This window comes from Winogradskyella sp. KYW1333, from assembly GCF_003335675.1.
GTDB lineage: Bacteria > Bacteroidota > Bacteroidia > Flavobacteriales > Flavobacteriaceae > Winogradskyella.
This window is the reverse complement of the sequence record NZ_QPHL01000017.1, coordinates 431,573-444,605: the sequence shown is the minus strand read 5'-3', so window position 1 is coordinate 444,605 and position 13,033 is coordinate 431,573. Positions and strand designations below refer to the sequence as shown.

At 34.2% G+C, this 13,033-nt stretch carries 15 protein-coding genes; 6 read left to right on the top strand and 9 right to left on the bottom strand.

Going from position 1 to position 13,033, the window contains the following annotated elements; genetic code table 11:
• Positions 1-46: 46 nt before the first annotated feature.
• From rimM to DUZ96_RS11815, 4 genes are all read left to right on the top strand, one after another.
• Positions 47-571, top strand: coding sequence for a ribosome maturation factor RimM (gene rimM / locus DUZ96_RS11830; protein ID WP_114302146.1), 525 nt, complete (start codon positions 47-49; stop codon positions 569-571).
• A gap of 15 nt (positions 572-586) precedes the next feature.
• On the top strand, positions 587-1,300 hold the full coding sequence (locus tag DUZ96_RS11825) for a tRNA1(Val) (adenine(37)-N6)-methyltransferase (protein ID WP_114302145.1): 714 nt from the start codon (positions 587-589) through the stop codon (positions 1,298-1,300).
• A 62-nt stretch (positions 1,301-1,362) separates the two neighbouring features.
• On the top strand, positions 1,363-2,541 hold the full coding sequence (locus DUZ96_RS11820) for an acyl-CoA dehydrogenase family protein (RefSeq protein ID WP_114302144.1): 1,179 nt from the start codon (positions 1,363-1,365) through the stop codon (positions 2,539-2,541).
• Between the two features lie 82 nt (positions 2,542-2,623).
• Complete coding sequence (locus tag DUZ96_RS11815) at positions 2,624-3,313, top strand: GDSL-type esterase/lipase family protein (protein WP_114302143.1); 690 nt, start codon at positions 2,624-2,626, stop codon at positions 3,311-3,313.
• Positions 3,314-3,473: 160 nt separating this feature from the next.
• On the opposite strand, the gene DUZ96_RS11810 is transcribed toward DUZ96_RS11815, so the two are convergent.
• The 7 genes from DUZ96_RS11810 to trmB form a co-directional block, all read right to left on the bottom strand.
• Complete coding sequence (locus DUZ96_RS11810) at positions 3,474-3,809, bottom strand: 2Fe-2S iron-sulfur cluster-binding protein (protein ID WP_114302142.1); 336 nt, start codon at positions 3,807-3,809, stop codon at positions 3,474-3,476.
• Positions 3,809-4,870, bottom strand: a complete 1,062-nt coding sequence (locus DUZ96_RS11805; protein ID WP_114302141.1) for an NAD(P)/FAD-dependent oxidoreductase — start codon at positions 4,868-4,870, stop codon at positions 3,809-3,811. Before DUZ96_RS11805 ends, DUZ96_RS11810 begins: the two co-directional genes overlap by 1 nt.
• A 63-nt stretch (positions 4,871-4,933) precedes the next feature.
• A complete protein-coding gene (locus tag DUZ96_RS11800) occupies positions 4,934-5,173 on the bottom strand; it encodes a NifU family protein (RefSeq protein ID WP_114302140.1) in 240 nt (79 codons plus the stop codon).
• Positions 5,174-6,316 (bottom strand): Mrp/NBP35 family ATP-binding protein, encoded by a 1,143-nt coding sequence (locus DUZ96_RS11795; protein ID WP_114302139.1) that lies wholly within the window; start codon positions 6,314-6,316, stop codon positions 5,174-5,176.
• 106 nt (positions 6,317-6,422) lie between these two features.
• Positions 6,423-6,755: an MGMT family protein gene (locus DUZ96_RS11790; RefSeq protein WP_114302138.1), complete on the bottom strand. Its 333-nt coding sequence runs from the start codon at positions 6,753-6,755 to the stop codon at positions 6,423-6,425.
• Positions 6,755-7,384 (bottom strand): lysine transporter LysE, encoded by a 630-nt coding sequence (locus DUZ96_RS11785; protein WP_114302137.1) that lies wholly within the window; start codon positions 7,382-7,384, stop codon positions 6,755-6,757. Before DUZ96_RS11785 ends, DUZ96_RS11790 begins: the two co-directional genes overlap by 1 nt.
• Before the next feature lie 3 nt (positions 7,385-7,387).
• Positions 7,388-8,062, bottom strand: coding sequence for a tRNA (guanosine(46)-N7)-methyltransferase TrmB (gene trmB, locus DUZ96_RS11780; RefSeq protein WP_114302136.1), 675 nt, complete (start codon positions 8,060-8,062; stop codon positions 7,388-7,390).
• 92 nt (positions 8,063-8,154) lie between these two features.
• Between trmB and DUZ96_RS11775 the strand changes: the two genes are divergently transcribed.
• Positions 8,155-9,213, top strand: coding sequence for a glycosyltransferase (locus DUZ96_RS11775; protein WP_114302135.1), 1,059 nt, complete (start codon positions 8,155-8,157; stop codon positions 9,211-9,213).
• On the opposite strand, the gene DUZ96_RS11770 is transcribed toward DUZ96_RS11775, so the two are convergent.
• Together DUZ96_RS11770 and DUZ96_RS11765 are read right to left on the bottom strand one after the other, a co-directional pair.
• Entirely contained in the window at positions 9,196-10,239 is a 1,044-nt protein-coding gene (locus DUZ96_RS11770) for a cell wall metabolism sensor histidine kinase WalK (RefSeq protein ID WP_114302134.1), read from the bottom strand. The two genes, DUZ96_RS11775 and DUZ96_RS11770, sit on opposite strands and share 18 nt — an antisense overlap.
• Positions 10,239-10,925, bottom strand: coding sequence for a response regulator transcription factor (locus DUZ96_RS11765; protein WP_114302133.1), 687 nt, complete (start codon positions 10,923-10,925; stop codon positions 10,239-10,241). The genes DUZ96_RS11770 and DUZ96_RS11765 overlap by 1 nt, the downstream gene beginning before the upstream one ends.
• 233 nt (positions 10,926-11,158) lie before the next feature.
• Here DUZ96_RS11765 and DUZ96_RS11760 point away from each other — a divergent pair, with 233 nt between their 5' ends.
• Positions 11,159-12,967: a T9SS type A sorting domain-containing protein gene (locus tag DUZ96_RS11760; protein ID WP_114302132.1), complete on the top strand. Its 1,809-nt coding sequence runs from the start codon at positions 11,159-11,161 to the stop codon at positions 12,965-12,967.
• The last annotated feature ends 66 nt before the right edge of the window (positions 12,968-13,033 follow it).

Here is a 13,033-nt window from a genome sequence, read left to right as displayed (position 1 = left end):
TTTAAACTCCGATAGAAACTATCGGAGTTTTTTATTTATTACTATCATGAAAAAGGATGAATGTTTCTATTTAGGTAAGATTGTAAAAAAATACAGTTTCAAGGGTGAACTATTGGCAAAATTAGATACTGATGAACCTGATTTATATAGTAATCTTGATGCCATATTCGTTGATTTACGCGGAAATATGGTTCCTTTTTTCATTGAACGGTCGCAATTACATAAATCTGATTTGCTTAGACTAAAATTTGAAGATGTTGACAGCGAAGCTGATGCCGATTCCCTTCTTAAATCAGATCTTTATTTACCATTAGATTTGTTACCTAAACTAGAAGATGACAAATTTTATTTCCATGAGGTTATTGGCTTTAGTATTAAGGACAAAAATTTTGGTGAAGTTGGTATTATAAAGAATATAAATGATTCTACAGCTCAGGCACTTTTTGAAATTGATAGTGATGGGACTGAAATCCTAATTCCTATGAACGACGAATTTATTGTTAAAGTTGACAGGAAAAACAAAACCATACATGTTAATACACCTGAAGGTTTAATAGATCTCTACCTTTAAAGGCAATATAAATAGATGTCAAAGCCATTTGAATTCAAACAATTTTCGGTAAACCAAGACAAATGTGCCATGAAAATTGGCACGGATGGTGTTTTACTTGGTTCATGGTCTCCTATCGACCATCAACCCTTTTCAATTTTAGATATAGGTTCGGGTACAGGAATCATTTCATTAATGCTCGCTCAAAGGAGTACCGCACAAATTATTGAAGCTATAGAAATTGATGGTGATGCTTATGAACAGTGCTCAGAAAATTTCGAGAATTCACCATGGAACAATCGTCTATTTTGCTACCACGCATCCCTATTAGAGTTTGTTGAGGAAGTAGATGAGCAATACAACTCCATAATATGTAATCCTCCTTTTTATTCTGAAAATTATAAGTCCAATAACAAAGCTCGCGATATTGCTAGATTTAATGACGCTATGCCATTTGAACACCTTGTTTATGGGATTTCAAAACTATTAAGTCCTGATGGCATTTTCTCAACAATAATACCTTACAAAGAAGAAAAAAACTTTATAGATTTAGCAAATCAAGCTCATCTGAAGCTGATAAAACTTACTAGAGTTAAAGGCACTGAAAATTCAGAAATTAAAAGAAGTTTAATGTCCTTTTCATTTCATTCTCACGAACCAGAAATATCAAATTTAATCATTGAAAATTCGCGTCATAATTATACAAAGGACTATATAAAATTAACCAAAAGTTTTTACTTGAAAATGTAAGACTTTAGGTTGGGCAATGAAAACGTTTTCGTTACTTTTGTCTTACAAATTTTATTGCAATTATGAAGCCAGATTTATTTGAAGCTCCAGATTATTATAATCTTGATGATCTTTTTACAGAAGAACATAAATTAGTACGAGATGCCGCTAGAGAATGGGTAAAACGAGATATCTCACCTATTATTGAAGATTACGCACAACGAGCGGAATTCCCAAAACAAATTATAAATGGATTGGCAGAAATTGGTGCGTTTGGACCTTATATTCCTGAAGAATATGGAGGTGCAGGATTGGACCAAATATCGTATGGGCTCATAATGCAAGAAATTGAGCGTGGTGATTCTGGTGTCAGAAGTACAGCCTCAGTACAATCTTCATTAGTTATGTACCCTATTTGGAAATACGGTACTGAAGAACAACGTCAAAAATATTTACCGAAATTAGCTTCTGGAGAATGGATGGGCTCGTTTGGTCTAACTGAACCTGACCATGGTAGCAATCCTGGCGGAATGACTACTAACTATAAAGACATGGGAGACCACTATCTTTTAAATGGTGCGAAACTTTGGATTAGTAATTCCCCGTTCTGTGATGTGGCTGTAGTTTGGGCAAAGAATGAAGAGGGTCGCATCCATGGACTTATTGTAGAACGTAGCATGGAAGGATTTTCTACACCTGAGACTCATAATAAATGGTCTTTAAGAGCTTCTGCTACAGGAGAGTTGATTTTTCAAGATGTTAAGGTGCCAAAGGAGAACTTACTTCCTAACAAGTCTGGTTTAGGTGCACCTTTAGGTTGTTTAGATTCTGCACGTTTTGGAATTGCTTGGGGAGCTATTGGCGCGGCCATGGATTGTTATGATACTGCATTGCGTTATTCTAAAGAACGTATTCAATTTGGTAAGCCAATTGGAGCATTTCAGTTGCAACAAAAAAAGCTTGCAGAAATGATTACCGAAATCACAAAAGCACAACTTCTTGCTTTTAGATTAGGTCAATTAAAAAATGAAAACAGAGCAACATCAGCTCAGATATCAATGGCAAAACGAAATAATGTTGAGATGGCAATTAAAATAGCTCGTGAAGCAAGGCAAATACTTGGTGGAATGGGCATAACAGGAGAATACAGTATAATGAGGCATATGATGAACTTAGAAAGTGTAATTACGTATGAAGGAACGCATGACATTCATCTACTTATTACTGGTTTAGATATAACGGGTTTAAACGCTTTTAAATAGAGAGCAAGCAGTCAATAAAAATAGAAAATGCCTTCACTCTATTGAGGCATGTTTGGTTTGAGTTTGTTGTATCTTTACAAGTATGAAAAGGGTATATCTACTGATCATATTTATTTGCTCATTTAGCTGTAATTCAGACGATAATGATTCTATTATACCCAAATCATTTAAAATTCTGTCCTTAGGAGATAGCTACACAAAAGGCCAAGGCGTATGTGATACATGCGGATACCCAGTGCAATTAAAAGATAGTTTAGTTACAAAGTTTAATGTGCAAGACACTTTTAACCTTAAGGTAATTGCTGAAACTGGATGGAATACTTCAAATTTGATAAGTGCAATAAATGAGGATAACCACTCAAATGACCATGACTTGGTAACACTATTAATTGGAGTCAACAATCAATTTCAAAACAGACCATTCACTTGGTTCGAAGAAGATTTCCCAGAGCTAGTAAATAAGGCTACAGAACTAGCCAAAGGCGAAAAAGAAAATGTAATTATAATATCAATTCCCGATTATGCCAATACAGGTTTTGGTCAAGTATTTGGAGGATCAACTATTACAGATGAATTAACAATTTACAACACATATATCGAGAATTTCTGTAATGAAAACAGCTACAACTTAGTTGATGCTCAAAATCTAATTTTTGAAGGTTTAACAAATCCTGAACTCATAGCACCAGACAATTTGCACCCTTCTGGATTTGCCTATTCTCAATTAGTTACTCAATTACTTCCCTTAGCATATGAAATACTAATGGAATAAATTGCTTAAATTCGATTTATATCTTCAAAACGTAGATTAAGTAAAGCTTATAAAATGGCAAAGTTTTACAGCAGATGATGGTACATTAAAAATTATAAGGGTATTATTAGAAGGCCCAACTCCTCTAATCTTTTATCAACTGAATGATAAATTAAATGCTCTAAGATTCAGGAGCCAGCTCTACCTCCAAACCTTCAGTTTCTGGAGTTATTGGTATTTGACATCCCAATCTGCTATTCTCTTTTACATAAAAAGCTTCAGATAACATTGCTTCTTCATCATCAGTCATTTCTGGTAAGTTCGTATCACTTAAAACATAACATTGACAAGAAGCACACATTACCATACCACCGCATACGCCAATTGTACCCTCAGGTGCAAGTTCATATGACCGAACGACTTCCATAAGATTCATGGCCATATCAGTTGGAGCAGCTATACTATGGGTTTCACCATCACGATCAATAATCGTTATTTTTACATCTTGCTGATTCACTAATCAATTGCTTTTACCACAGCCTTAGGCGCCTCTTTTCTAGTGCCATCAAATCCATCTATGCCAGTAACTGTAGTATATTTTAATACATTTTTCTTACCTGGATTAATAATTTGAAATGCCGCTTGACACATTAAAGTAGCTTCATGAAAACCACAAAGAATTAGTTTTAACTTTCCTGGATAGGTATTACCGTCTCCAATAGCAAAAATTCCTGGAATATTCGTTTGGTAATCTAAAGCATTATTCACTTTAATAGCATTCTTCTCTATCTCGAGTCCCCAATTTGCAATGGGTCCAAGTTTTGGAGACAAACCAAAGAGTGGCACGAAATGATCACATTCTATTTCAATTTCTTTTTCATTATGTTGTGCTTGTTTTACAACTACTGCATTTACTTTTTCATCACCAACAATACCGATTACTTCAGCAGGTGTTATTAAATTTATCTTTCCTGCATTCTTTAGTTCCTGCACTTTTTCTACTGAATCTAAGTGACCTCGAAACTCGTTGCGTCGATGTATAAGGGTAACCTCTGATGCAATATCACTTAAAAAGATACACCAGTCTAATGCTGAATCACCGCCACCAGCAATAACCACTTTTTTATTGCGATACACTTCTGGTTCTTTAATCATATAATCTACGCCTTTTTCTTCAAAATCAGTGATGTTATTGATTAAAGGCTTACGAGGTTCAAAACTTCCTAATCCACTTGCAATTGCTACCACAGGTGCTTTATGTTTTGTGCCTTTATTTGTAGTTACAATAAATGAACCGTCCTCTTGTTTTTCTATGGTGTCCGCTCGTTCGCCAAGTGTAAAACCAGGTTCAAATTGTTTACACTGCTCAAGAAGTTTAGCAGTTAAATCTCCAGCCAGAATCTCTGGATAGGCAGGAATATCATAAATCGGTTTTTTAGGATAAATTTCAGAGCATTGGCCACCTGGTTGAGGTAAAGCGTCAATTAGATGGCACTTTAATTTTAATAATCCGGCCTCAAAAACAGTGAATAAACCTGTGGGGCCTGCTCCTATAATAAGTATATCAGTTGTAATCATGAATTTAAAAATGGAAGCAACACAAATTATTGCAATATCATTAATGTGATGATAAACACATTACTATTCAACATTAATCACTCGTTCTATTTGTGGCGCGTACTTTTTAATGGTCATTTCTACGCCAGATTTTAATGTCATCTGATTGACACTACAAGATGTACAGGCTCCAACAAGCTGCACCTTAACCAACTTCTCATCATCTATTGACAATAAATTGATGTCTCCTCCATCACTCTGTAAAAAAGGGCGAATTTCCTCTAACGCTTTTTCAACATTTAATTTTAATTCTTCTGAGTTCATTTATTTCTTTTTAACAGCAGAACATCCTGCCATAGTTGTAATCTTAATTGCTTCAGTTGCTGGCAAATCCTCATTTCTATGTACTAACTGCTGTACTATTTCACGAGTAATGGCCTCAAATGCCTTTTCAATTGGCGTTGCTGTTTGTAATGCTGCTGGCCTTCCTAAGTCACCAGCCTCACGAATACTTTGCACAATTGGAACTTCCCCCAAAAACGGTACACTTAGGTCCTCTGCCAAATATTTTGCGCCTTCCTTACCAAATATATAATATTTATTCTCTGGTAGTTCTTCTGGAGTGAAGTAGGCCATATTTTCTATAATTCCTAAAACCGGTACATTAATATTTTCTTGTTGAAACATTGCCACACCTTTTTTTGCATCTGCAAGTGCAACATTCTGTGGTGTACTCACTACTACAGATCCAGTAATGGGCAGTGCTTGCATTATACTTAAATGAATATCACCAGTACCTGGAGGTAAATCTATAAGTAAAAAATCAAGTTGTCCCCAAGCAGCGTCAAAAATCATTTGATTTAATGCTTTTGAAGCCATTGGTCCTCTCCAGATAACTGCTTGATCTGGTTTAGTAAAAAATCCTATAGAAAGCACCTTTACACCATGATTTTCAATTGGTTTCATCTTTGACTTACCACCTACAGTTACTGATATTGGACGTTCTGAAGCCACATCGAACATTATAGGAATTGATGGACCATAAATGTCAGCATCTAACACACCTACTTTAAATCCCATTTTTACTAAAGTGACAGCAAGGTTTGCGGTAACCGTAGATTTACCAACACCACCTTTACCAGAAGCTACGGCAACGATGTTTTGTATGCCTGGAATTGGTTTACCTTTTATTTCGTTTACAGCCGCTTGCACTCGCGCATCTACCTTAACATTAACTTTTATTTTGGCTTTTTCATAAACCTCTCTATGAATGGTCTGTAGAATCTCAACCTCAGTTTTTTTCTTTGCCTGAAGACTTGGGTTTTTAATCGTTATATCAACTATTACCTCATCTGCAAATGTAACTACGTTTGTTACCGCACCACTATCAACCATATTCTCACCCTCACCAGGAGCTGTAATGGTTTTAAGTGCATTGAGTATATCTTGTTTGTTTAGTTTTACCATTATCTAGATTAATTCTAAATGCAAAGATACTGCTAAAAGTTCATATTCTGAAGCTCCAAAATTGAATTGGATAATAGTTGAATTTGATTTTATAATATACAGTATATCAGGGAAGTTCCTTGGAAGGATCCCAATAGATTTCTTCAAAATTCTGAATTTGATTATCAATGACAACAATACCTTCATTTTCGAGCAATTGTTGCATTAAATTCGTCCCTTCAAAGTGATGTTTACCTGTTAATAATCCTTTGCGATTAACCACTCTGTACGCTGGTACATCCTTAGTGTGTGAAGCATTCATAGCATAACCAACTATTCTAGCGCTTTTTGTTGCTCCAAGATACTTTGCAATAGCACCATAACTAGTAACCTTACCATATGGAATCAGTCTTACCACATCATAAACTTTCTCAAAAAAACCGAGTGTTTCAGGTTTCATTAGAGTTCTCTTAATATATTTATAAAAGTAATCAGTGCTACAAGACCTGTAATAATACCAATACTATAATTCATACTTTTCTGTGACGTAATCTTTTTGTCTTTTATTTTTTCAAAAAAGAAAATATAGAAATACAGCATCACAAAAGTACCCATTGCTGCTCCAGTTACATAGGTAATTATACTCAATCTTTCAAAATCCATAACACCAAAAGAAGCTAAGGTTATAGTCATATAAGCTTGATATGGAATTGGGAAAACATTTAATGAAGACAAAAACATACCATGAAAAAAACGGCTCTGCTTACTTTTAATATCAGGATTTAGTTTTTGCTCCTTTTGACTTTTAGCAATGATTAAAAAATATATAGTAATCAATACAAAAATTACAAAAGCTACCCGTTGGAGAATTTCAACAATATCAGATCTGTTAGAAAGGTATCTAGCAAATATTGCTGCTATATAAGTTTGAACAAATACAATAAGACATACGCCAGATGAAAATGTAATGCCTCTTCCAGGACCTTCTTTAAGGCTAATTCTAGCCGCTGTCATATTAAGTAATCCAGGAGGTATAACGCCAAGAAGCGCAACAAATAGTCCAAGAAAGAAAATTACTGTAATGCTCAAACCCTAGTTGATTTTGAATCTAATATACGTAATTGCTTTGTCTTGCTCTAAATACTGACTTTCATAAAACGTCTGAATATCGGTTACTTCTTTTGAGCTTCCCTCGAGTTTGTAAACATTATGGTTCGCATAAATCACTTCATAACCAACACCATGCAACAACCCAAGTGTATAACCATGCATAAATTCACTATCTGTTTTTAAATGCATTATTCCATTTGCTTTTAAAATTTTTCTATAACGCTCAATAAAAGCCAAATTGGTCATTCTATGCTTTGTACGCTTATATTTTATCTGTGGATCAGGGAAAGTTATCCAAATTTCATCAACCTCATTTTCTCCAAATACATATTCAACCAATTCTATTTGGGTTCTTATAAAAGCGACATTATATAAGTTTTCTTCTATTGCAGTTTTGGCACCACGCCAAAATCTTGCACCTTTAATATCTATACCAATATAGTTTATATTTGGATTACGCTCAGCCAAGCTTACAGTATACTCACCTTTGCCACATCCTAATTCTAATACAATTGGATTATTATTATTAAATACTTTCTCACGCCAATGGCCTTTCTTATCATAAGAGTTGTTCAAAAGTTCTTCACGTGTTGGCTGATAGACATTATGAAATGTCTCATTTTCTTTGAATCGTTTTAGCTTATTTTTACTACCCACTTTTTTTTATGCACTAGTTTAATAATGGCGTAAAATTAAGGAAACAATTTAGCTTTATCTTTGTTTTCAAAATTTAAACTCCTAGTTACTTTTTGGAAAATAGTGGCAAGAAAAAAATATTAGTAGCACCTCTAAATTGGGGTTTAGGACACGCCACAAGATGTATCCCAATAATCAATGCGCTTAAAACCCTATATTTTGACCCTGTTATTGCAAGCGATGGTAATGCATTAGCCTTATTGAAAAAGGAATTTCCGAGTCTAAGGTCTATTGAGTTACCATCATACAACATAAATTACCCTAATAAAGGTAGCAACTTCAGAGCGAAATTAATTAAGGATTCTCCTCATCTTATAAAGACTATTAAAAAAGAGAAAAAGGCCGTCAAAAGCATTGTAGAAAGAGAAACTATATCTGGGATTATCTCGGATAACAGATTTGGGGTAAGGCATAAAGCCATTCCCTCTGTTTTCATTACGCACCAATTAAAAGTACTAAGTGGCAATACCACTTGGTTAAGCACCAAATTACATCAAAAAATAATTTCAAAATTTGATGAATGTTGGGTGCCAGACCACAAAGGAGAACATAATCTAAGTGGGGATTTAGGGCAAGACAATGTAAAATCCACAAAAACTAAATACATAGGTCCACTAAGTCGATTTCAAAAACATAATTCGGAAATAAAATATGATCTGTTAGTTCTACTATCAGGACCTGAACCTCAGCGCACATTTTTAGAACAGAAACTCCTTAATGAACTTGAATATTTTAATGGTTCAGTATTGTTTGTGAAAGGATTAATTGAAACAACTCAGAAGAAACAGAATAATAACAACATAACTATTTACAATTATATGACAAGTGGCGAATTAGAAGAAGCCATTAATAAAAGTGAAATTGTTTTGAGCAGGTCTGGTTATACAACTATAATGGATTTAGCGAAACTAGAAAAGAAAGCCTTTTTTATTCCAACACCAGGTCAATTTGAACAAGAGTACTTAGCAAATAGGTTGAATGAACTCAAAATTATACCATGTTGTAGTCAAGATGATTTTAAAATAGAAATGCTAAACAATATTGAAGATTATTCAGGTTTTAAATCAAATCCTTTTCAAGTAGATTTTGAAAACCTATTCAGCCTTTTCTAGGGTAAAAGAAAACTCACTACCTACTTCAGCTTGGCTTTCAACATAGATTTTTTCTTCATGTGCCTCAATAATATGTTTCACGATCGAAAGCCCTAAACCAGAACCACCTTCATTTCTTGAACCGCTTTTATCAACTCTATAAAATCGTTCAAAAAGCCTTGAAAGATCTTTTTCATCGATTCCTTCTCCATTATCCGTCACTCTTACTATTACCTTATTTTTTATTAGGTTTTCTATACTGACTTCAGTGGTACCCTTTTCATTACCATATTTTATAGAGTTTACAATCAAATTTGTTAGCACTTGCTGAATCCTTTCTCGATCTGCATAAACCATGATTGGCTGGTTATAATCCATATCAAAAGTTAGGGTAATTTTCCTTTTTGAAGCCTTCATTTCAAACAAGTCAAAAACTCCCTTTACCAATTCTACAATGTCAAAATTTTCCTTGTTTAGACTAAGATCACCAACTTCTAATTTAGTAATCATATCCAAATCTTTAATTATATAAATTAATCGCTCAACACCTTTGCTTGCTCTGTTTAAATATTTTGTTCTGAGTTTCTCATCACCCATGGCACCATCTAATAAGGTTAAGATATAGCCCTGAACTGTGAACAATGGTGTTTTCATTTCATGGGAAATATTACCCATATATTCCTTTCGATATTCTTCCCTGACCTTAAGCGTTTCAATTTCTAATTTTTTATCTCGAGCGTACTTATCAATTTCTTTGGTAAGTGTTCCCATATCAGTAGTTATAGGCTGTTGTCTTAAGGATGCCGCTTCTAAAAGCGTTAAATCATCATAGATTTTCTTAACCCTTCTGTAAATAAAGCGTTCAACTCTATACTGAATAACAAAAAAACAAATGACATAGCATAGAGGTGCAAAGAAGATCACCTGCCAATTAAAATTATGGTAATACCATAAAAAAACACTCACAAGGAGTGTTGCAAATAGCGTTACATATAACGATGTTATTGTAGCGAACTTATAGGTTTTCTTAAAATTACTTTCTTGCATTAGTCAACAAACTTGTAACCAACACCTTTCACGGTTTTGAAAGACTTATCGCCAATTTTTTCACGGAGTTTTCTAATGTGTACGTCTATTGTTCGTCCACCAACAACAACTTCATTGCCCCATACTTTATCTAAAATCTCGTCGCGTTTAAATACTTTCCCAGGCTTGTTCACTAACAAAGATAACAATTCAAACTCTTTTCTAGGTAAAGTAATTTCTTCGCCCTTTTTGGTGATTTTATATTCATCCTTATAAATAATAAGATCACCAATTTTTACAATGCTATCAGCAGAACTATCAGATTCCTTGAGGCGTCTAAGTAGTGCTTTAACTTTACTAACTAACACTTTTGGTTTAATAGGCTTTGCGATATAATCGTCCGCACCAGCATCAAAACCAGCAACCTGAGAGTAATCCTCTCCTCTTGCAGTTAAAAAAGTAATTATTGTATCGTTTTGGTTTGGTAATTCCCTTATCTTTTCGCAAGCCTCAATGCCATCCATTTCTGGCATCATAACATCTAAAATTATAAGATGTGGTTTATGTTTTTTGGCTTTTTCAACAGCTTCAATACCATTTTTACCTATTATAATTTGATACCCTTGTGACGACAAGTTATATCTTACTATTTCTAAAATATCTGGTTCATCATCAACCAATAATATTTTAATATCCTTCTTTTTCACTCTAGAGCTAATGTATTAACGTTTCGTAAATATAAAATATATCTTTATTATGTTTATCATATGCTTTCAATTGATAACAATTACCTAACATTGGATTTTTAATTCTAATTTTTTTAAAAGTCTATTTAAAATCAATGTTATGATTTTGTAAAATCATTAATTGTTAATAAAAATCACTCCTTTTACTCATAAATAGTTCTTATATTTATAATCTAATTTTATTTTAACCAATTATGAAAAAACTTTACTTTTTACTTTTTAGTTTAATGCTAAGCAATTTGTCGTATGGGCAAACTGTCGCTTCTACAAGTTTTGAAGAGCCTGCCGCGGGTGCTCAATATGTCGATACTGGTGACGCTAGTATAGCTCACGATCTAATAAATAATGTTGGTGAGTCTGACGTAGATTATGTCCCTGGTGTTGGTGCAAGCGAAATAGGTTTCGATGCAAGTTATATTCCCTATGATACCCCTAGTGTTGGTCTTACAGATGGGGATTTTGTTGGTGTCTCTAGTTTCACCGGTACAGTAGGTAGTTATACCGACGGAAATCAAGGGTACCAGTTTAGTGACATCGATGGTATTATGGTTTTAGAATTTGACTCAGTTGATATGACAGCCTATACAGATATTTCGGTTAACATTGATTATTTTGTAGGTTCCACAGGTTGGGAGTCGGCTGATTTTATTAAAATATATGTTAGAGATTTAACTAATGGAACTGAAATAATTATATTAGATACAAATGGTTCCGATATCGATGATTTAAGTATTGAAGGTGCTTGGATAACAGGTTCTTCATCTGGTTTGTCTGATAATATTAATTTGCAACTAGTTGTGGAATTTTCAAGTAATTCTGGTAGTGAATCTCTCTTTTTAGATAATGTATTGTTTGTCTCTGGATCTGTACCTACCTCACCAACAATTACCGTAGGTAGTGATGTTTCTAATTTAGGGTATGAAGTAGGCAACGGCGTTTCATCAGTGGAAGGATCCTTCACTGTAGAAGGATCAGATCTGATAGATGACATTACAGTAGATCCGCCTGCGAACTATGAAATCTCTACGACAACAGGTGGTCCTTATGTTACCGCCCCTATAGTTTTACAGGAAAATGCAGGAGCTGTAAGTTCAATAATTTTTACAAGGTTAATTTCTGGTTTACCGGTTGGAAATTATATTGAAGATGTCGATGTTACTAGCACTGATGCAACACCTAGAACTGTTTCTTTAAATGGATCTGTTACAAATCCACCAACAAATGCGATGAGAATCAGCGGTGTATTCGATGCACAAGACGGAAGTAGCCCTAAAGGTATCGAATTAGAAGTGTTAAGTGATATACCAGATTTGAGTATTTTTGGTATTGGTGGTGCAAATAATGGTGGTGGTACAGATGGGCAAGAATTTACATTCCCTTCAGTAAGTGCATTGACTGGTGATTTAATTTATATTGTAAACTCAGGGCAATCAGTAGATTTTAATACATTCTTTGGCGTAAACTTATCACCTTATGAAACTACTGCTGCAAGCATAAATGGTGACGATGCAATAGAACTTTTTGAAAGTGGTCAAGTAATAGATGTATTTGGTATAATTGATTGTGATCCAAATGCTGGTTCATCACCATGTCCTGAATGGGAATACACAGATGGTTGGGCATATCGCAATACAGGTACAGGTCCAGACGGATCAACTTTTGTTCTTGCCAATTGGAGTTTTAGTGGTGTTGGTCAGTTGGATGGTACCTTAAACAATAACTCAACTAGTCCTTATCCTTCTGGAAATCTGTTGTCTGTTAACCAAGCGTTTAATATTGATTTTTCAATTTACCCTAACCCAACAAACACTGGTAATGTAACTATAACGTCTACCAATAATGATGTGATGGATATACAAGTGTTTGATGTTTTAGGTAAGCAGGTAATTAATCAAAGAATCACAAATAACAACCTCAATGTGTCTAGCCTAAAATCGGGGTTATACATTGTTAAGATAAATCAAAATAATACGTCAGTTACTAAAAAATTAGTTATTAAATAGTGGTATTGTTATAATGAAAAGCGCAACTTGATTGCTCAAGTTGCGCTTTTTTATTTTCCATACTTT